The organism is Halomonas sp. A3H3, assembly GCF_000982975.1.
GTDB classification, from domain to species: Bacteria; Pseudomonadota; Gammaproteobacteria; order Pseudomonadales; family Halomonadaceae; genus Vreelandella; species Vreelandella titanicae.
In genome coordinates this window covers 190422-211146 of sequence record NZ_HG423343.1, presented here as the reverse complement: position 1 = coordinate 211146, position 20725 = coordinate 190422, and the positions used below count along the sequence as shown (strand labels likewise).

The following is a 20725-nucleotide window of genomic DNA, read 5'->3' as shown; positions in this document are numbered from 1 at the left end:
ATGACCAGCCAGCTGCAACAGTTAAAGCAACATTCGCTTGTCGTCGCCGATACCGGTGATCTTGAGGCTATCCGTCGCTATCAGCCGCAGGATGCCACGACCAACCCCTCACTGTTGCTCAAGGCGTTTAGCTTGTCCGGTTACCAAGCGCTAATCGACGAAGAGCTGAGCAGCGTAAAAGCCTCTGGCGGCAACCGTGAAGAGCAGGTCAAACATGCCGTTGACCGCCTGGCGGTGGCCATGGGCAGCGAGATTTCCGCCGTTGTGCCGGGGCGTGTTTCCACCGAAGTGGCGGCTCGTTTGTCGTTTGATACCCAGGCCAGCATTGCCAAGGCCCACGAGTTAATCGAGCTGTACGATGCCCGCGGCGTGTCCCGCGACCGCGTGCTGATCAAACTGGCGTCTACCTGGGAAGGCATTCGTGCCGCCGAGGTGCTCGAACGCGAAGGTATTCAGTGCAACCTGACGCTGCTGTTCAGCGATGCCCAGGCCCAGGCGTGCTTTGATGCCGGGGTGTTTCTGATCTCACCCTTCGTAGGCCGCGTGACCGATTGGTACAAAAAAGAGACCGGCAACGATTACACGCCGGAAAATGACCCTGGCGTTAAGTTTGTGCAAGGCGTTTGCCAGCGTGCCAATCAGGGCGGTTACAACACTGTGGTAATGGGCGCAAGCTTCCGTAATACCGGGCAGGTACTTGCCCTGGCAGGCTGCCCGCGGTTGACCATTTCGCCTGCATTACTGGAAGAGCTGGATGCCACTGAAGGCAGCGTTGCTGCGCAAATTCAAGCCGGCGAAGGCAGCGGCAAGCCTACCGAGCCGCTCAGCGAAGCCGCCTTCCGCTGGGGCCATAATCAAGACGCCATGGCCAACGACAAGCTGGCCGATGGCATCCGCCGCTTCCATGATGACCAGCTGGAGCTGGAAAGCCTGATCGATAAGCGGTTAGGCTGAGAAATAAGCGAGTTCATAGCTTAAGCGCGTCAGGGTTAGGGTGCGCCCTAACCCTGACGCCGTGACACAATCGGGTACAGGGAGAAAGTCGTATGGATGCCACCCTGAGCCAACTGTTGGAATCTATCGAATTAACCCCCGTCGGCGATTTGCAGTCGCTTAGTGGGGGTGACATTGCTGCCGTTTATCGCCTGGAGACCCGGCAGGGGCCGGTGGTGATTAAGCACGACGACGCAGCGCGGTTGCGCGGTGAAGCCGCAGGCCTGCGTGCGTTGCGTGGCGCCTGTTCATCGCTGGTAGTGCCAGAGGTGTTAGGTTTGGCAGAAGGCTGGCTGGTCATTGAGTCATTGGACACCGTGCCCGGTGGGCCGAAGAGCGAAGCCGCGCTTGGCGAAGGGCTGCGCGGTTTGCATAGCGTAATTGGTGATGCCCACGGCTGGCATCAGGATAACGCCTGCGGGCTTACGCCCCAGCCGAACGCCTCGCTCAGCGATGGCCGAGCCTTTCAGCGCGAGCGCCGCTTACTCCCCCTTTGTGAAGCGTGCCTCCAGCGGGGGCTATTGAACGGCGAGCTGCGCAGTCGTATCGAGCGCTTGGCCCACGATTTGGAGAGTTGGTTGCCCGATGCACCGCCCAGCTTGCTGCACGGAGATTTGTGGTCAGGGAATGTGCTTTTCACTTCCAAAGGGCCGGCAATTATCGACCCAGCAGTATATCGCCACTACCCGGAAGTGGATGTGGCGATGCTGACGCTATTTGGCTCTCCAGGGGAGGCCTTTTTTAACGCCTACTGGAACGGCGACGCCCCGGCCGACTGGCCGAGGCGTGAAGCGTTGTTTCAGCTTTACCCGCTATTAAACCACCTGCTGCTGTTCGGTGCCGGTTACCGTTCGGCGGTTGAGCGCAGCGTAGCGAGGGTCGAGTCTTTCACTTGAGTCTTACCAAGACTTATAGGGCAAAAACTTGCCGTTCATGGTGAGCAGTACCCGGTCGCCTTTGGGGTCTTCGATTTTGTCGACCTCCATAGTGAAGTCGATGGCGCTCATGATGCCGTCACCAAATTTTTCTTGCACTACGTCTTTCAGGGTCTCGCCGTAAACACCAACGACTTCATACAGGCGGTAGATGAACGGGTCTTGGGGAATCGCTTCATCCCAGGCTTTGGTGGGGAAAGCTACCAAAGCATCGGCGACATTGCTCTCTACGCCCAAGGTATCGCAGAGTTTATGTGCTACATCTGGGCTGGCGCTGTTCATGCCGTAGCAGGCGGAGGCCACCCAAACCGGTGACATACCCACGGCTTTACCAATATCGTCCCAGCTCATTTTTTTACGCGCTTTAGCGGCGAGCAGGGTATGACGCATTTCGAGCTTATCCATGACGAATCTCCTTAGGGGTAAACTTCACTAGTTTTTCTTCATGACCAGCGGCTGGGGTTGCCTCTGGTGGGTGAGTGGGCGCATCAACCGCTGCGTCCAGGTTGACTGGGTTAATCGATGGTGGGTACCGCATGCCTTGGGGTTCATTTTCCTGAACGCGAAGGTCGCCTGATCGGTTAACCAGAAAGTCGACCAAATAATTGCGGATGGTATAGAAGTGGGGATGCTTAATGATCTCGGCGCGGTTACGCGGCCGAGGCAGGTCGATCTCCACCGCCTCTGCAATACGTGCCTCTGGGCCGTTGGTCATTAAGAAGATACGGTCTGCCAACAGGATCGCTTCATCCACATCGTGGGTAATCATGAACACCGTTTGCTGGTCTTGAGTCCAGATTTTGACCAGCTCGTCCTGAATAACGCCTCGGGTGAGCGCGTCTAACGCCCCAAACGGTTCATCCAGTAGCAGCAGCTTTGGCTTGGTGGCAAAGGCGCGGGCAATACTCACCCGCTGGCGCATGCCGCCGGAAAGCTGGGAAGGCTTGCGATCAACGACTTCTTTCAACCCCACCAGCTCCAGGTACTTCATGCTGTGCTCGGTGACTTCGCGCTCGCTCCAGTTTTTCCAGCGGGCACGAACCCCAAAGCGCACGTTTTCCAAGGTGGTGAGCCAGGGCAGCAGGCTGTAGTTCTGGAATACCACGCCGCGCTCAAGTCCTGGGCCATTAATCTCTTTGCCTTCCATTACCATGGAGCCATCGGAGAACTGATCCAGGCCTGCCAGGGCATTCATAATGGTCGACTTACCGCAGCCTGAGTGGCCAATGATGCAGACGAACTCACCCTTTTGCAGTTGAAAGCTAACGTTCTCAAATACCGTTAGTGGTGGTGCTGTTTTTGTAGCGCCAGGAAAGCGCTTGGCGGCCTGCTGCACTTCAACAAAAGCGTGACTCATAGTTAACTCCTCTCGGTTGCTCTTTGTGTTCGCTCTCTTACTCTATTCGGCGTAGGTCACAAAGCGCGTCACATAGGCCAGGGACATGTCCAGCAGCATGCCGACGACACCGATCATTAAGATGGAGAAGATCACACTGGTGAGATCCAAGTTGTTCCACTCATTCCACACGTAGTAGCCAATGCCGGTGCCGCCAACGAGCATTTCAGCGGCCACTATCACCAGCCAAGCAATACCGATGGAGATCCGCATACCGGTTAGAATGGTTGGCGCCGCGGCGGGCAGAATGACTTTGAACGCGGTTTTCAGCGACGAGAGTTCATGGGTACGGGCGACGTTGACCCAATCTTCTCTCACCCCGGCGACCCCGAATGCCGTATTGAGAAGCATGGGCCATATAGAGCAAATGAAGATGACGAAAATCGCTGAGGCTTCGGAATCCTGGATGATGAATAACGCCAATGGCATCCATGCCAGCGGCGAAATAGGGCGCAATACCTGAATATAGGGATTGAGCGCCTTATACATCAGTGGCGACATGCCAATCAGAAAGCCGAGTGGAATCGCAATGGCTGCTGCCAGCAGGTACCCCGTAAGCACACGATACAGAGAGTAGCCAAGCTGAATACCAATCCCCTTATCGTTAGGGCCCGCATCATAAAAAGGGTTGGATAACTCTTCCCAGGCACGAACCAAAACTTCAGAAGGAGGGGGAACCTTGGCGGTTTCATTAGCACCGGCCATTAGCTGTTCGTACTCGCTTAGCTCACCAGCTCCACCGGTCAGAAGGGGAACATGATTAAGGCCTTCCCATATACCCAGGCCTAGAACCAAAAGCACCACAGCGAGCACACTGGCGCGTACGTTGAGACTGAAATTCCACTCAGTAGTTGTGCGATCCATGTTAGCTCCTCCCGATTGCAAAGCTCTCGAGGTAGGCTTCGGGTTGCGTGTAGTCAAAGGTTTTACCCATGATTTGGTAATTACGCGCGTTCTGTTCGGGGGCGTCGTAGCCCAGCTCGCGCATTACTTCTCGGGCATCAGTGGCGAGGTAGACGTCTCTTGCTACCTGCTGATAATCCACGTCCCCTTCGATGTAGCCCCAGCGCTTCATTTGGGTAAGGATCCATACCGCCATTGACTCCCAGGGGAAGGGGTCGAAATCGATGCGGTCAGGCACTCGTTGAACCTCACCCAGGCCATCGGCAAAGGTGCCGGTCAGCACCTGTTCGATAACGGTTACCGGTTGGTTGAGGTAGTTAGTGGGCGCAATCGCCTCGGCGATCTCAGAACGGTTGGCTGGGTCTGATGAGTACTGGGTAGCGTCGATAATCGCCCTCAAGAGGGCGCCGTAGGTATTAGGGTTTTCACGCGCAAATTGTGCGCTAGTGGCAAAGGCGCAGCAGGGGTGTCCGTCCCAAATATCCTTGGTCAGAAGATGGATAAAGCCGATGCGTTCAAATACCGCCCGCTGATTAAAGGGGTCAGGTGACAAGAAGCCGTCGATATTGCCCGCCCGAAGGTTGGCCACCATCTCCGGCGGTGGAATGACTCGGATTTGAATGTCCTGATCAGGGTCAAGGCCATGCTCAGCCACGTAGTAGCGTAGTAAGAAATTATGCATGGAGTACTCAAAAGGTACGCCGAAGGTAAAGCCTTTCCATTGCTGAGGGTCGCGTTTATCTTGATGGTCGTTGTGCAGCACGATGGCTTGCCCATTGATGTTCTCAACGGCAGGCATGATGAAGTGTTCGGGGTTGGAGCCAGCACCAAGGGTCATAGCCAGTGGCATTGGGGTAAGCATGTGCGCCGCATCGTATTCGCGGTTCAGCGACTTGTCTCGAGCCACGGCCCAGCCAGCGGTCTTGATAACGGATACATCCAAGCCATAGCGCTCGTAGAAGCCCATGGGGTGCGCCATGATGATTGGTGTGGCGCAGGTGATGGGGACAAATCCGATATTAAGCTGGGTTTTCTCCAGGGGGCCTAAATTTTCTTTAATCGCTGCTTTAATGGCATCCATGGGAAGCAAACTTGCTAATGCTGCTGCGGCCGTGCCGCCGCCAATCAACTTCATAAATTGACGACGATGCATGTCGCTGTGGCCGAACATACCGCGAACCAAGGCACTCTCCACCATACGATCCATCATTGCTTCAGTATCGGTGGGCGCTGAAGAGGGACCTGCCTGGACAGGCGTAATGGTGGTGTTACCTGAAGGCTGGCAGTCGTGACAATCACAGTGCCGCCCATGAATGAGAGATTGACGGTGGTCGAACGGGTTGCCGAGACTGCTGTGGTCGTTGTTGTCTTTCATGGACGTTCACCTCACAGGAGCAAAAAAACAGATGGCTGCGCCGTCTTGGTGCGTAATGGTTTAAGCATGCGGCGCTAACAAAGGCATTGCGAATTGCGTGCCAGTTAGGGCTTATTATCTTTAAGTGTTTGTTTATTAATTTATTATTTTAATTTTTAAAACTTTGAGAGGGGGCCTTTAAAAGGCACGAAAAATCGTAAATAACGATATTTCGTTGTTTATTTAACGAAAACTCGTAAGTGGCGCGGGAATTGAAAGCTAAAGAGAAGGATCATCTCTAAACATTGAGGTAATAGCCAATGGTAGGGCGAGTGGCTGCGCAGACCGAAGCTTCAGCACTTATGGGTGAGTATTCACCGCTTGCAATGATTGTTGTCGACCCGATTGCAGATCAGCTGCTAGCGGCTAATCCCGCTGCCTGCGAATTGTTGTGTATTGAAAGTGCACTTTCCTTAACGTCACCGTTTAGCCATCGTTTGAGTGCTTCACTGCCGCTATGGGTGAGTTTTACCGATGAGACACTGGTGCAAAAAACGGCCTGGTCGGATGACCTGGTGATGCTAGACATGCTGCGCCAGCCTTACCGGGTAGAAGTCTACGCCCAGCATATCGAAGGCTCTTCGCAGCTGTTATTTACACTGATTGATCGCAATAAAGCCGAGCAGCGGCGTGCAAAAGCAGAGTTAGGACGCCAGCACCGCCAGGGCGAGGTGGGCTGGCAGCGTGTCGAGCAAGTTTTCGAGCAGATTGAGAAGCAGAACCAGCTAATTCTGGGCGCAGCAGGCGAGGGCATTTACGGTTTGGATGCCGAGGGCAAAACCACCTTTGTTAACCCCGCCGCTGAGCGCATTCTGGGCTGGAGTACTGAGGATATGGTGGGTCATGACGCGCACCTCATGTTCCACCATACCCACGCTGACGGCAGCCACTTTCCAGTGCAGCAGTGCCCTATTCATGCTTCGTTTAGCGACGGCCAGGTGCATCACGTTGATAACGAAGTGTTCTGGCATAAAAATGGTGAAGCGATTCCTGTTGAGTACACCAGCACGCCGATTTTCGAGATGGGTCGTTTGGTCGGGGCGGTGGTGCTATTTCGCGATATTCGCGAGCGCAAGCGCGCTGAGCAGCAGCTGCGTGATGCCCTCGCTGAGGTAGAGTCACTCAAGCAGCGTTTGGAGCTAGAGAATGAGTACCTTCAAGAAGAGATAAAAGCGGAGCTTAACCACCGCGATATTGTCGGCAACAGCCCGGCGGTGGCAAAGCTGATCCAGCAGATTGAGCTGGTTGCCCCCACAAGTGCCAACGTACTTATCAGCGGCGAGTCGGGCACCGGCAAAGAACTGATTGCCCGCGCCATTCATGCGGGTAGCACGCGCAGTGATCGGCCGTTGATCCGCGTCAACTGTGCGGCTATTCCGAGAGACCTGTTTGAGAGCGAGTTTTTTGGTCATGTAAAAGGGGCGTTCACTGGCGCGGTACAGGATCGTCCAGGGCGTTTTGAGCTTGCCCACGGCGGCACGCTGTTTTTGGATGAGGTCGGTGAAATACCCCTGGAGCTACAGAGTAAGCTGCTGCGGGTGTTGCAGGATCAGCAGTTTGAGCGCGTCGGCGACAACCGTACCCGAGAAGTCGATGTGCGAGTGATTGCCGCCACCAACCGCGAGCTGCGTGACATGATTGACGCTGGCCATTTTCGCGAAGATCTCTATTTTCGCCTCAACGTGTTCCCAATCGATTCGGTACCGTTACGCAAACGAATAGAAGATGTGCCACTACTGGCACGGCACTTTTTACAGCGTGCCTGCCTGAAATTTAATAAGCCGGGAGTGCGCATTCCCCCGGCCCAGTTGGAAATTCTGCAGCGCTACCCCTGGCCGGGCAATATTCGTGAACTGGAGAACATCATCGAGCGCCAGGTCATCGTGACCCAGGATCGACGTTTGATGTTTGACGACCTGTTGCTAGGGGAGCCGCTGCCTACGACAGGCCTTACTAACCTGATGTCTACGGCGACCCAAGCCAGCGGGGAGCGACGTGAAGTAGCGCTGCTTACCGAACATGCGCTGAGTCAGCGCCAGCGGGAGAGCACGATTGCCGCTCTGGAGCAGGCGGGAGGTAAAGTTTCAGGGGCAGGTGGAGCGGCGGAACTGCTTGGCATAAAGCCCACGACGCTTGCTTCACGGCTAAATAAATGGGGCATCGACACACGGGAATTTCGTAAAAGAGCGCCGCATTAATCGCCAACGCATCATGCTTTGGACTAAGGTAAGCTGGAAGCGACTTGACAATAGGCTGTTCACACATTTTTCGATTGTTCAAGGCTAGCATACATACATGAATGTAACTATAATGCTCATCTTTCTGAGTGGCACCGTACTTTGAGTGGCACCGTGCTTTGATTGAATAAGTGCGCTGAGTGATTTAGTGCGTTCGCCAACCTGACGCTGATATCTAGAGGCAATCCCATGCGACTGGCACACTGGGCAGTCAATGCCCCTTTACGACCCTTACTATTAGCGGTATTCACCGCTTCTTTTGTATTGCCTGCTCAAGCTGCCGACCTCATCACGATTACCCGTGATGCGTTAGACAATAACGCTGCACTTGCCTCGGCACGCTCAGAATATTTGGGCGTTGAAGCAGGTAGAGATATTGCTCGAGGTGGCTTACTTCCCCAAATCAACGCGTCGGGCACTGTGGCGCATAATGAGCAGTATGAAAGCCAGGGTTCGACCCAAGCGGGAACAGGAATAGGTACTGGCACGGGGGGCGCGAGTGCCGGTGATGACCGTTACAACACCGTATCGCTCACCCTGGAAGCCACCCAAGCGCTCTATGATGAAGTGACCCGCCGACAAGTCACCCAGGCCGAGCGCCAGATTGACCAGCAGGTATACCTGCTGGCAGCCACTGAACAGCAGTTGCTAATCGATACAGCTAGCGCCTATTTCGACATTCTGCGTGCTTACGAAGTCCTAGAAGCGCGTTTTGCCCAAGAGCGGGCCATTGGCCGTCAGCTTGAGCAGGCGGGTGAGCAGTTTGAGGTCGGTTTGATTGCGATTACCGAAGTTGAGGAAGCCCGCGCCACCTTCGACCAGTCCCGGGCTGATCGCATTGCCGCAGAGAGCAACCTGCAGGTGGCTTTTGAGGCATTAGAGCAGTTAACTGGCCAGCGTTACGCCAGCATTGAAGCGCTGGGCGACAGCATGCCGATTGCACTTCCTGAGCCCAGCAGTCGTGACTACTGGGTAGAGCAAGCCCTTGAGCTTAACCCTCAAGTCTTGGCGCAACAGGCAGGTATTGAGGTATCACGTAGCGGTGTGGAAATTGCCCGTGCGGGACGGTTGCCCACCCTTCAAGCCTTTGGCAACTATCAGTATGGCGACAGTGATATTGATAACACCACCGGGAATGACTCCTCTAGCCAGGTGGGCATACGCGCTAATTTACCCGTCTACACCGGCGGCAGTACCAGCGCCAGCATCCGCCAGGGGACTTATCAACTGGAAAGTAGCCAGTATGATTTCGAGTCCCAGCGTCGTTCGTCGATCCAGCAGGTTCGCTCGCTATATACCCAAGTCAGTAATGATGTGGAGACTGTCGAAGCCCGCGAGCAGGCGATCGTCTCTAACCGCAGCGCACTTGAAGCCACTCGCGCCGGGTATGAGGTGGGCACCCGTAACATCGTGGATGTTTTGAACGCCGAGCAAAATCTGTATAACGCCATCGCCAACTACGCCGAGGCTCGCTACGACTATGTCGTCAATCTGCTTTCGCTGCGTCAGCAGGCTGGGCGCCTGGATGTGGATGCCATTGAGGAAGTCAATGCTTGGTTAACCGGTGATGAGGTGAACTTTACCTTGCCAGAGAGCGGCGGCAACGACCGCTATGAGCCCGCGCTCAACATCGGTGCACCGCCCCAGCCTGGCATGTAATTGCCCGTCGGTTGGAAGTGATTCAGGTGTGCACGTGCTATCGGTCACCTTAAAAAGATATATGGGAATTTAACGTATGAAGAAGATGATTCACTCACGCCGAGCGAGTCTGGTGACGCTAGTAGCTGCGCTGGCACTTTCAGCCTGTGGTCAAGAACAAACCGAGGCACCTCAACAGGGTGCCCAGCAAGAAGCCCCGCCCCATAAGGTCGAAGTGGCCGAAATGGCGCGTCAAGATATACCGCTGGATAAGTCTTATCCCTCACTGCTGCGCAGTGATGATGAAGTCACTTTGGTTGCCCGTGTAAATGGGTTTCTGGAGGAGCGCCACTTTGAACCCGGCCAGTTGGTGGAAGAGGGCGATCGTCTTTACACCATCGAGCCGGATCTTTACCAGGCAACGGTCAATCAGCGTGAGGCCGATTTACAGAGCGCCCGGGCGGAGCTTGCCCGCGCTCAGCGTGATGCCCAGCGCTTCGAGCAGCTGTTAAGCCAAAACTCGGTGAGTCGTCAGCAGTATGACCAGGCATTGGCTGACCAGCGGGTCGCCCAGGCGAGTGTTGCGCAAGCAGAGGCTGCCTTGACCAGCGCCAATCTGGATTTAGGCTATTCCCGGGTGACGGCCCCTGTCTCGGGTATGATTGGTTTGAGCCAAATTAACGTGGGCAATCTGGTTACCTCCGGTACCGAACTGGCGACAATCACCCCTCTGGATCCACTAGAAGTGCGTTTTCAGCTTCCTCAGCGTGACGCCTTTGAGCTTCGCCGCCAATTGAGTGAGGGTGGTGATACGTCTGATATTCGTGCTCGTTTAAGCATCCCAGGCGTGAGTGGGGGTAGCGATTCTGAACTGGAAGGTCATTTAGACTTCCTGGGGTCACGGGTGGATAGCGGCACTAGCACCGTGCAAGCGTCCGCAACGTTTGAAAACCCCGATGCGACCATATTGCCCGGCCAGTTTGTACGTGTACGTATTGAGGGCTTGAAGCGTTTTGACGTGATGGCAGTGCCAGAGATAGCCGTTACCCAAGGGCTAATGGGCCCGCAGGTGTTTGTACTGGATGACGAGGACAAAGCCCGTGAAAGGACTGTTTCATTGGGTGAAGTGGCTGGCCCGTGGCAGTTGATTCGTGAGGGTCTAGAGCCGGGGGATCGTGTGGTGGTCGGCGACCCTGCTGGTTTAGAGCCAGGCATGGCGATTGACCCTCAACCGTTTAGTGGTGATGCGGAGGCAGTGGTCGAAGAAGCCGAGCAAGAAGAGGCGCAGCAACAGGCCGAAGCGGCGCAAGAGATGGAAGCGGGGGCAGCCGATGGTCAGCCCGCTGAAGGAGAAGAGGGTGCGCAATAATGAACTTCTCTAACTTCTTCATCAGCCGCCCGATATTTGCCACGGTGCTGGCCATTATCGTGACGTTGGTGGGCGTTATGTCGATGCGCATACTGCCCATTGAACAGTATCCCAGCGTGGTTCCCCCAACGGTATCCGTTCAAGCGCAGTTCCCCGGCGCGGATGCTGAAACCGTGGCGCAAACGGTCGCGGCACCGCTTGCAGAAGCCATTAACGGCGTTGAGGACATGCTCTACATGACCTCCAACAGTTCTGATAACGGCGTTATGAGCCTGAGCGTGGCCTTCAACATCGGCACCGATGGCGATATTAATACCATCAACGTTAACAACCGTGTTCAAGGAGCGCTTTCACAGCTCCCTGAGGCCGTGCAGTCTCAAGGTGTGACCGTTGAACTGCGTTCAGACTCTATTTTGATGCTGTTAGCGTTAACCTCACCTAACGGTGACTACAATAACGTCTATATGCAGAACTACGCCACTTTGAATATTCTTGACGAACTGCGTCAGGTGCCTGGGGTGGGTAACGCAGAAGTGTTGGGCGGTGGTGAATTTGCCATGCGGGTCTGGATGGACCCCGATAAATTGGCCCAGTACGACTTGACGCCTAGCGAAGTGGCGAGTGCGATTAGAGTGCAAAATACTGAAATCCCTGCGGGTAGTCTGGCTGCTACACCCCAGAGCGATCCACGGGCTTACACCTATACGATTACCGCTGGCGGGCGTCTGAATAATGTCGACGACTTCCGCAACATTTACCTACGCACTAATCCTGATGGGTCATCGCTGCGCTTAGAAGATGTGGCACGCATTGAACTTGGCGCTTCTTTTTATGGTATCGACGCGCGTTTGAACGGCTCGACCATGACGCCGATTATTATCAATCAGCAGCCTGGTGCAAACGCTTTAGCCACCGCAGATGCCGTGCGCGCGACCATGGATGAACTGCAGGGGCGATTCCCACCCGGGCTTGAATATGTTACCCCCTACGACACGACGCTATTCATTGATGCCTCAGTTAGTACCGTCGTAAAAGTGTTTGTCGAAGCCTTCCTGATTGTTATCGTCATTCTGTTTATTTTCCTACAGAACTGGCGCTTTACCGTGATTGCCATGTCAGTGGTGCCGGTATCGGTCATAGGTACGTTCGCATTTTTCTATCTGTTCGGTTTCTCGATCAACCTGTTAACGCTGTTTGCGCTGGTGCTATCGATAGGGATAGTGGTCGACGATGCCATTCTGGTGGTGGAGAACGTCGAACGCGTGCTGAGTGAAGAAGATGATATCAGCGTACGCGATGCCACCATCCGGGCAATGAAGGAAGTTGGCGGACCGGTTATCGCAACGTCGTTAATCATGGCGGCCGTGTTTGTACCCGTGGCCTTTTTGGGTGGTTTTACAGGGCAAATTTACCAGCAGTTTGCACTTACCATAGCACTCTCTGTTGGGCTTTCGGCGGTAATGGCGTTGACCTTTACGCCAGCCCTGTCAGCTATTTTTATTAAACATAAAATTGCCGGTGCCGGTCAATCTAAGTTCAAGCGTGCGGTGAATACGCCGCTGCGCCTATTTGATCGTATGTTTGCCGGTATTACCGCCGTTTATATGTGGCTGGTAAAAGGTCTGGTGCGTTTTTGGGTGCTGGCGCTTGCGCTGACGGTGGCGACAGGCGTTGGCTCCTACTGGCTGTATGCCAATACGCCTTCAACGCTGGTGCCGGAAACCGACCAGGGTGTCGTGTTGGTGAGCGTATCGCTGCCAGACGCCGCATCGCTTGACCGCACCCAGCGCTACATGGCGAAACTCAGTGCTGAGGTTGAAAAAATCCCCGGTGTCGAATACTCCTCTGCTGTGGCGGGTTACGACATTCTTTCGGGGGCTGTGAATACGGCGCGTGGTGTTATGTTTATCAACATGCGCCCTTGGGAGGAGCGTGACCTGACGGCGGATGGTCTTGTTAGGCAGATTATGGGGCTGGGCGCCAGCATTGATGGTGGCTCAGCGATGGCGTTTAACGTGCCGCCCATTATGGGGCTTTCGACGACAGGCGGCTTTACCGGCTACTTGCAGTCCTTTGATGGCGCAACCACACGTGAGCTGTACGAGGCTTCGCTGCAAATTATGCAGAAGGCTAATCAGCATCCTGCCTTGAACCAAGTATTTTCAACCTTCAACGTTAACGTGCCGTCTTACCGCGCGAACATTGATCAGCAGAAAGCATTAAGTTACGGCGTGGCGCTGGAGAACATTACGTCGACGCTTGCTAATACCTTTGGTAACGGCTTTGTGAACTACTTCAGCTACCAAAACCGTAACTTCCAGGTCTATCTGCAAAACGAAGATGAGTTCCGCAAAACGCCCGAGGATCTCAGCAGTGTTTATGTGCGCGGCGGTAATGGTGAGCGCATCCCGCTGTCGGAGTTTGTCGAGCTTGAGCGTCAAACGGGAGCAGCCGTGGTATCGCGTTTCGGCGTGTATGCTGGTGCCCAGTTCCAGGGTGGTCCTGCCACCGGCTATAGCTCTGTTCAGGCGATTGAGGCGATGGAGGAAATCGTTCAAGAGACACTAGGCGCTAATTGGGGTATGGGCTGGACCGGGACGGCTTACCAGGAAGCAAACCAGGGCAATGCGGCAACGTTGGCTATCGTCTTCGGGTTGTTAATGGTCTTCTTGATTCTGGCTGCTCAGTATGAAAGTTGGTCGTTACCGCTGGCGGTATTGACCGCGACACCCTTTGCTTTCCTGGGTGCTATCGGCGGGATTGCATTGCGCGGCTTGGACACCAGCGTGTATGTGCAGATCGGTATGTTGGTGGTCATTGGCCTTGCGGCGAAGAACGCTATTCTGATTGTTGAATTCGCCGAACTGCAGCGCAAAGAGCAGGGTAAAACCATCCGTGAGGCGGCGATTTCGTCGGCTGAGCTGCGTTTCCGCCCGATTGTGATGACGTCGTTAGCATTTATCTTCGGTACCTTGCCGCTGGCGTTAGCCACTGGTGCCAGCGATGTGAGCAGCCACCATATCGGTACCACGGTCGCTGTGGGCATGCTTGCCGTTGCTACTCTGGGTAGCCTGTTTATCCCCACTTTCTACGCCATGATTGCGACAGCCTCTGATTGGTTGGGTCGCAAAATGAAGGGGAAAAAGCATGCTTCCAATCAGCCAGCGCTGGAGCATGACCACTAAGTTTTAGCCCCTAGCGGATAAACCAATGTGTAAAGAGATGGGTGCCACCTTCGGGTGGCACCCTTTTTTTGTCGTGATGACCTAAGTCAAAGTAAAAGTGGCGCTGGAAAGCTAATGTCGACTAAGCTGAAAGTACAATACATCCCTGGCTAAGTACCGGGGGAGGAGGACGCCATGAACGAGCTACTGCACGCAGCGACGCAATTCCCGAGCATTGTATTTACGTTTCTACTTGGGTTATTAGCGCTCTACTGGCTATTAGTGATTATCCGTTTAGCCCCCTTAGATCTCTTTGAGCGCGATAGCTTAAAAGAGGATCATTTGGCTAGCACGTTAGTCTCTTTAGGCTTTGCGGGCGTACCAGCGACGCTGGCATTAACGGTCATTCTAACCATTGCGGCGGCACTCACCGTCGCGATCGAGCTACTAGTGTTGCGCTGGCTGCCGCTCGGTTTAATACGTATTCCGGTCGGCGTGGTGGTGCTCTGGGCCACGTTGGTGGTTGCCTCGCCCGTGGCGGCTGCGCTTTGTAATGCGTTACACCGCGTGCTGCATCGCTACCGCCCCTTTACCCGGCGGTGTTTGCTTGGCCAAACGGTAGTGGTGACCGAGCGCCAGGGGGAGGGCGAACAGGCGTTTGCGGTAATTGATGATGAGCCTAACAGCACAGTAAAGCTGCTCAGCAAACGCGACGCCTTACCTGTACAGGGCGAGCGCCGGGTATTGGTGAAGTACCTGCCTAAAGAGGGGGCTTACCGCAGTGTCACTGAGCAAGAGTATCTGGAGACACGTGTTCGTTTGAATAAACTGCGGTTAAGCAAAAAACATCACCCTGCTAGCCATTACTCGGCCTCTCACTGAGTTATCACGCGCATTGAGGGTCGCCGCCGGGATGCCCAAGGCTTGGGCATCCCGGTTTATTTCCACCACCGCCGCCACTGATGCGCCAACCACTGCACTGGGTGCTGCCAGATGTAATGCCAGCCAGTGCCGGGTTGCGATGACTTGCCTGGAATTGGGTGTGGTACGGGGTGGTTTAAAAAGCGGCGAATGGGATCGACCTGTGCAGATTGATCCAACATGGGGGCGTGGCCGCAGTTCGGTACGGTCAGGGTGACAAGTGTGGGCTGTGCTTCGGCCATGCGGGGCAGCGTTTCGGCATCTAACAAGGTTGATTCTTCGCCGCGAATAACCATCACCGGGCAGCGAATACTCGCCCAGTCGGCCCAGGTGTCGCGCGGTGTATCGTGCACAAACTGCTCGCCGATGCGTGGGTCAAAGTGATACGTCCAGCTACCATCTGGCAACCGACGGGCACTGTTAAGCGCTAGTTCACGCCAAGCAGACTCCTTAGTGATACCGAAACTTGCGTAGTGCTGGGTGAGTTCTTGATGGAGCTCGCTAAAGCTAGAAAAACGGTGGGTAACGCCAAAGTAGCTGGAAAGGGCAATCAGCCCCTGTTTGTTCAGTTCAGGCCCTACATCGTTCAGGATTAGCCGAGAAATACGTGCGCTGTGTTCTGAATCAGCAGCGATCAGCATGCCTAACAGGCCACCCATCGATGTGCCCAGCCAATCAACGTGATCAAGTTTAAAGTGATCTAATAGAGCGATGGCGACCGTCACGTAATGGCTATAAAGGTAGTCGTGAGCCGGAAATAACGACCAGCTTGATAACCCACGGCCTGGTGTATCGGGTGCAAGAATACGCCATTCGCTGCCCAGCTCACGCGCCAGTGCACTAAAGTCACCGCCGTGGCGAGCAAGTCCATGCCAGGCGATAAGCGTGCGGGGGGCGGAAGGGTTCCAAATGCGTACGGCAACTTCTAATTCGCGTACGCGAACAAACTCCAGGGTATCCATAGAATGCTCACACGGCTAGACATAGCGCCAGTAGTAGCATATTTGCTGCATTGCAGCGAGGGATGGGGGAGGTGTTTAACGCTGCATCATACGAATAGAGGTATCGATCAGCTCGCCGCCGCGTTCACGTATTGCAAAAGCGTCAGGATTACGCAACCAGTCATGGAAAAGACCACCCAACATGGATTGCATTAGCCGTGTTGCTATTTCCGGGCTTAAATCTTCGCGCAGTAGTTGCTGCTCTTTAGCCTGTACAAATACCGCCAGCATTTCCTGATAACACTCGTTACCGATCTCTTCTTGCATATCAAGCGGGTTAATATCGCTGAAGAACTCGCAGCGGTGCAGTAAAATCGACAGTATCCGTTGGTACGACGGTTGTTCGAGGCGCACTAAGCCCGCATGGCAGGCAAGACGTATCGCTTCTAACGGTGATAGGGCAGTGTCCGTTTTGTCGACTTCATCCATTAACGACTGGAAGGGCATGCGTACCTGTTCAACCAATGCCATGAACAGGTCGCCTTTATTCTTGAAATGCCAATAGACGGCACCGCGGGTGAGGCCCGCATGGCGAGCAATTTGCTCAAGCGATGTGCGTGCCACGCCTTTGGCAAAAAATACCTCTTCTGCAGCTTCAAGCAGCGCTTCGCGAGTAGCAGCAGCTTCAGCTTTGGTCTTTCTTGCCATGGAAACGGAACCTCGTTATCAACTCTGTATGGTCATATTTTAACCTAAGCGAGTGAGTTTTTACATTCAAAACTGTATGGATAATTGACTCAACGCATAACGTAAGTTAACAAATTCGTCATTTTGCCAGTGAAAGCGTATAAACAGGCAATGTTACTAGCTTTGAATCTTACTAACATCGCGAAAATAACCGATTAAAAACAGGACATAAAGCATGGCGCGAGCTCCTTTTCAGTTGGGCGAACATACCATTATGCCCGGCCAACGCTTACAAGTGGATGTGCCGGTGGCGCGTTTATATACCCATACGCCGCTGCATATCCCTGTGGAAGTGGTTCACGGCCGTAAGGATGGCCCCGTGCTGTTGGTGTGTGGTGGTATTCACGGTGATGAAATCAACGGGGTGGAAATTGTTCGCCGGGTGCTACGCGCAAAAGCGATCAATAGCATTCGCGGCACTTTAATCGCTGTGCCGGTGGTGAATGTGTTTGGTTTCTTACAGCAAACACGTTACCTGCCTGATCGGCGCGATCTTAATCGCTGCTTTCCAGGCAGTGAATCGGGTTCGCTAGGCGGGCGCATTGCCGCGCTGTTCCGCGAACAAATCGTCGATCACGCCACCCATATTATTGATCTACACACAGGCGCCATTCATCGCACTAACCTGCCACAAATCCGCGCTCAATTGCGCCCAGGCAGTGAAACCGAGCGTATGGCCGATGCCTTCGGTGCGCCCGTGGTACTCAATGCGGAACTGCGTGAAGGCAGCCTTCGCCATTACGCCCAGACTCGCGGCATTCCGGTATTGACCTATGAAGCAGGTGAAGCGCTGCGTTTTGACGAGTGGGCGATTGCCCCCGGCGTGCGCGGTGTGCTGCGGGTAATGCGGCGCCTAGGCATGCTGACCGGCGAGCAGCGCCGCCGCACGCCAGCACCCGCTGAATTGGCCAATGGGTCAAGCTGGGCGCGCGCGCCGATTGACGGCATTTTGCGCCCCAAGGTGCGCCTGGGCGCCCGCGTTGCCAAAGGCGAAGTGCTGGGCAAAGTGGCTGACCCCTTTGGTAACGACGAGGGCGAAGTGCGTGCTGTGGCGGATGGCATCGTGATTGGGATGAGCCGCTTGCCATTGGCCAACGAAGGCGAAGCGCTGTTTCATATTGCCCGTTTTGATGAAATTGAAGAGGCCGAAACCGCCGTTGAAAGCTTTAATTCCAGCTTAGTGCCGCCCACTGATTCGTTCTCTTAAGTGCTTATTCATAAATAAAAACTATTGAGCTGATAGGCAAGCGATAGCCTTCACGAATGGCAAGTTAGTGACTCGTTGACTATACCTATTATGGGCTTTGTTAGCGGCTATGAAAATGACAACAATGAGGATAAATAGCCAAGCTTTCATCGTACTAGAACGAGTGGCGATCATACGCCACGTCTGCCGTGACATGGAGGAAAAGCGATGACGAGCGATAAACCAAAACACACCACAACGGATGCGGGTATACCGGTTACCAGTGATGAGCACTCACTCTCAGTAGGCCCTGATGGGCCGATTGTTCTGCATGATCACTATTTGATGGAGCAGATGGCTGCCTTTAACCGGGAAATGATTCCGAATCGTCAGCCCCACGCAAAAGGGAGTGGCGCCTTTGGTCACTTCCAAGTAACTCACGATGTTAGCCAATACACCAAAGCTGACTTTCTCCAGCCGGGCAAGAAAACCGAGATGTTGGCTCGTTTCTCGACGGTGGCCGGTGAGGCGGGTAGTCCGGACACTTGGCGCGATCCTCGTGGCTTCTCGCTAAAGTTCTACACCGAAGAGGGCAACTTCGACATGGTGGGTAATAATACCCCTGTGTTCTTCGTTCGCGATCCGCTTAAATTCCAGCACTTTATCCACTCACAAAAGCGTCGAGCGGATAACGGCTTGCGTGACCACGATATGCAGTGGGACTTCTGGACGCTTTCTCCGCAATCTGCCCACCAGGTAACCTGGCTAATGGGCGATCGTGGCATCCCTGCCAGTTGGCGCCACATGAATGGCTATTCAAGCCATACCTATATGTGGGTCAACGCTGCAGGCGAGCGCTTCTGGGTGAAGTACCACTTCAAGACTGATCAGGGCATTAAGTGCATGACCCAGGAACAGGCTGATAAGATGGCGGGCGCGGATGCCGACTACCATCGCCGCGACCTGTTCGATGCTATCAAACGTGGAGATTATCCAACCTGGACGCTGCAAGTTCAGATCATGCCGTTTGAAGATGCCAAGACCTACCACATCAACCCCTTCGATTTGACCAAGGTGTGGCCGCACGGCGACTACCCGCTGCAAGAAGTCGGTAAGATGACGTTGGATCGTAACCCCGTCGATTTCCACAGCCAAATCGAACAGGCAGCGTTTCAGCCCAGCAACTCTGTACCGGGCACAGGTTTCTCGCCAGATAAAATGCTGTTGGCGCGGGTCATATCCTACGCTGATGCGCACCGCGCGCGTTTAGGGGTGAACTACCAACATATCCCCGTTAACGCGCCCAAGGTCCCGGTTAACAGCTACAGTCAGGGTGGTCAGATGCGTATTAACCACTCCACCGACCCGGTGTACGCACCTAATAGCAAAGGGGGCGCGCACGCCAACCCTGAAAAGTACCCTGAGGATGCGGTATGGGAGACTGACGGCGAGTTGGTTCGCGCCGCCTACACGCTGCGCCCGGGTGATGGCGACTTTAACCAAGCCAATGACCTGGTCAATAAGGTAATGGATGATGCTGCCCGCGACAGATTGGTAAACAACATTGTTGGCCACGTTTCCGACGGTGTTGAAGAGCCGGTGCTATCACGGGTATTTGAGTACTGGAAGAACGTCGACCAAACGATCGGCGAGCGTGTCGAGCAGGGCGTAATGGCGAACCGTCGGGAAAACGGTCAGTAAGCTTACGCTATTAGAAAAACGAACCCGCTACGCTTGCGTAGCGGGTTTTTTTATACAACGCACTCGGGTTCGTTCACCAAGCTAAGCGCGTCATCAAATAGGCGCAATCCTGCGCCTTCTTTATGCGCATGTTCTGACAAATGACGCCGAAAACGCCTGCCACCAGGGCAACCCTGAAACAAGCCAAGCAGGTGGCGGGTAATATGATTCAGCTTCGCGCCTTCATCCAGGCGCTGCTGAATATACGGCCGGAATGCAATTGCGGCATCCAAGCGGCTTGCCGCCGGGCCTTGCTCTCCAAACAGCTGCTCATCGACGCCCGCGAGCAGCCACGGGTTTTGATACGCCTCACGCCCCACCATCACGCTATCCACATGGGTAAGCTGCGCTTGGCACTCCGCCAGCGTTTTAATTCCACCGTTAATGCCAATATGCAATTCAGGTCGGCTCTGCTTTAAACGATGAACGCGGGGGTAGTTAAGCGGCGGCACATCGCGATTCTGCTTAGGCGACAGCCCCTGCAGCCACGCCTTACGGGCGTGAACGGTAAACACCTCGCAGCCTGCGTCAGCAACGATAGAGATAAACCGCTCAAGGTCGGCATCTTCATCCTGGTCATCGATACCAATACGGCACTTCACCGTGACCGGAATAGAAACCTCTGCCTGCATCGCCCGCACTGCCTCGGCTACCTTTTCGGGGTAACCCATCAAGCACGCGCCAATCATATTGTTCTGCACGCGGTCGCTCGGACAGCCTACGTTCAGGTTGACCTCATCATAGCCCCACGCCTCTGCAATAGCCGCGCACTCCGCCAGCTCACCGGCATCGCTACCGCCTAACTGCAACGCAAGCGGGTGCTCCACCTCGCTATAGCCCAAAAAGCGCTCACGAGGCGTCCCGTGCAAAATAGCACCGGTAGTGACCATCTCGGTATACAGCAGTGCACGCCTAGTTAACGTGCGTGCAAATGCTCTGTAATCGCGGGTCGTCCAGTCCATCATAGGCGCGACGGAGAAAGTTCTATCCAGCTCCGGGCGGGCAATGCCAGACTTCATGCGGGTTTGCGCGGTTGTGGTATCATTCATAACTGTTCATATTTACAGTGGTTTAGCCACGTTTTTAGCTAATTGGTGTCACAAATTTGGCACTTCGTGGCACTTTCATTTATCACATTTCG

At 54.5% G+C, this 20725-nt stretch carries 16 protein-coding genes; 9 read left to right on the top strand and 7 right to left on the bottom strand.

Features of this window, described 5'->3' with window-relative positions; genetic code table 11:
- The gene (tal, locus tag HALA3H3_RS00875; protein WP_022520491.1) at window positions 1-954 is read left to right on the top strand and encodes a transaldolase; all 954 of its coding nucleotides are present in this window, start codon (window positions 1-3) and stop codon (window positions 952-954) included.
- A gap of 92 nt (window positions 955-1046) precedes the next feature.
- Complete coding sequence (locus HALA3H3_RS00870) at window positions 1047-1889, top strand: fructosamine kinase family protein (protein ID WP_022520490.1); 843 nt, start codon at window positions 1047-1049, stop codon at window positions 1887-1889.
- A 3-nt stretch (window positions 1890-1892) separates the two neighbouring features.
- Here the strand turns inward: HALA3H3_RS00870 and cynS are convergent, their stop codons facing one another.
- Genes cynS through HALA3H3_RS00850 form a run of 4 tightly spaced genes read right to left on the bottom strand, consistent with a single transcriptional unit; the run spans window position 1893 to window position 5602 of the window.
- Complete coding sequence (gene cynS, locus HALA3H3_RS00865) at window positions 1893-2333, bottom strand: cyanase (RefSeq protein ID WP_022520489.1); 441 nt, start codon at window positions 2331-2333, stop codon at window positions 1893-1895.
- On the bottom strand, window positions 2326-3285 hold the full coding sequence (locus HALA3H3_RS00860) for an ABC transporter ATP-binding protein (protein ID WP_022520488.1): 960 nt from the start codon (window positions 3283-3285) through the stop codon (window positions 2326-2328). The genes cynS and HALA3H3_RS00860 overlap by 8 nt, the downstream gene beginning before the upstream one ends.
- A gap of 42 nt (window positions 3286-3327) precedes the next feature.
- The gene (ntrB, locus tag HALA3H3_RS00855) at window positions 3328-4188 is read right to left on the bottom strand and encodes a nitrate ABC transporter permease (RefSeq protein WP_022520487.1); all 861 of its coding nucleotides are present in this window, start codon (window positions 4186-4188) and stop codon (window positions 3328-3330) included.
- Between the two features lies 1 nt (window position 4189).
- A complete protein-coding gene (locus HALA3H3_RS00850) occupies window positions 4190-5602 on the bottom strand; it encodes a CmpA/NrtA family ABC transporter substrate-binding protein (RefSeq protein WP_022520486.1) in 1413 nt (470 codons plus the stop codon).
- A gap of 299 nt (window positions 5603-5901) precedes the next feature.
- Between HALA3H3_RS00850 and HALA3H3_RS00845 the strand changes: the two genes are divergently transcribed.
- The 5 genes from HALA3H3_RS00845 to HALA3H3_RS00825 all read left to right on the top strand — a co-directional run bounded on the left by HALA3H3_RS00845 (window position 5902) and on the right by HALA3H3_RS00825 (window position 14931).
- Window positions 5902-7839 (top strand): sigma-54 interaction domain-containing protein, encoded by a 1938-nt coding sequence (locus tag HALA3H3_RS00845; protein WP_022520485.1) that lies wholly within the window; start codon window positions 5902-5904, stop codon window positions 7837-7839.
- A gap of 228 nt (window positions 7840-8067) precedes the next feature.
- Window positions 8068-9537: a TolC family outer membrane protein gene (locus HALA3H3_RS00840; protein ID WP_022520484.1), complete on the top strand. Its 1470-nt coding sequence runs from the start codon at window positions 8068-8070 to the stop codon at window positions 9535-9537.
- Window positions 9538-9613: 76 nt separating this feature from the next.
- Window positions 9614-10885, top strand: coding sequence for an efflux RND transporter periplasmic adaptor subunit (locus HALA3H3_RS00835; protein ID WP_022520483.1), 1272 nt, complete (start codon window positions 9614-9616; stop codon window positions 10883-10885).
- Entirely contained in the window at window positions 10885-14070 is a 3186-nt protein-coding gene (locus HALA3H3_RS00830; RefSeq protein ID WP_022520482.1) for an efflux RND transporter permease subunit, read from the top strand. The genes HALA3H3_RS00835 and HALA3H3_RS00830 overlap by 1 nt, the downstream gene beginning before the upstream one ends.
- 174 nt (window positions 14071-14244) lie before the next feature.
- The gene (locus tag HALA3H3_RS00825; RefSeq protein WP_022520481.1) at window positions 14245-14931 is read left to right on the top strand and encodes a hypothetical protein; all 687 of its coding nucleotides are present in this window, start codon (window positions 14245-14247) and stop codon (window positions 14929-14931) included.
- A gap of 56 nt (window positions 14932-14987) precedes the next feature.
- Here HALA3H3_RS00825 and HALA3H3_RS00820 read toward each other — a convergent pair whose 3' ends face one another.
- Together HALA3H3_RS00820 and HALA3H3_RS00815 are read right to left on the bottom strand one after the other, a co-directional pair.
- Window positions 14988-15932 (bottom strand): alpha/beta fold hydrolase, encoded by a 945-nt coding sequence (locus HALA3H3_RS00820; protein ID WP_022520480.1) that lies wholly within the window; start codon window positions 15930-15932, stop codon window positions 14988-14990.
- A 75-nt stretch (window positions 15933-16007) separates the two neighbouring features.
- Window positions 16008-16619 carry a TetR family transcriptional regulator gene (locus HALA3H3_RS00815; protein WP_022520479.1) on the bottom strand — a complete coding sequence of 204 codons (612 nt, stop codon included), beginning with the start codon at window positions 16617-16619 and terminating at the stop codon, window positions 16008-16010.
- A gap of 214 nt (window positions 16620-16833) precedes the next feature.
- On the opposite strand from HALA3H3_RS00815, the gene HALA3H3_RS00810 reads away from it, so the two are divergent.
- Entirely contained in the window at window positions 16834-17865 is a 1032-nt protein-coding gene (locus tag HALA3H3_RS00810; RefSeq protein WP_022520478.1) for a succinylglutamate desuccinylase/aspartoacylase family protein, read from the top strand.
- A gap of 207 nt (window positions 17866-18072) precedes the next feature.
- On the top strand, window positions 18073-19545 hold the full coding sequence (locus tag HALA3H3_RS00805) for a catalase (RefSeq protein WP_022520477.1): 1473 nt from the start codon (window positions 18073-18075) through the stop codon (window positions 19543-19545).
- Between the two features lie 50 nt (window positions 19546-19595).
- On the opposite strand, the gene dusA is transcribed toward HALA3H3_RS00805, so the two are convergent.
- Entirely contained in the window at window positions 19596-20633 is a 1038-nt protein-coding gene (dusA, locus tag HALA3H3_RS00800; protein ID WP_022520476.1) for a tRNA dihydrouridine(20/20a) synthase DusA, read from the bottom strand.
- Window positions 20634-20725 lie beyond the last annotated feature (92 nt).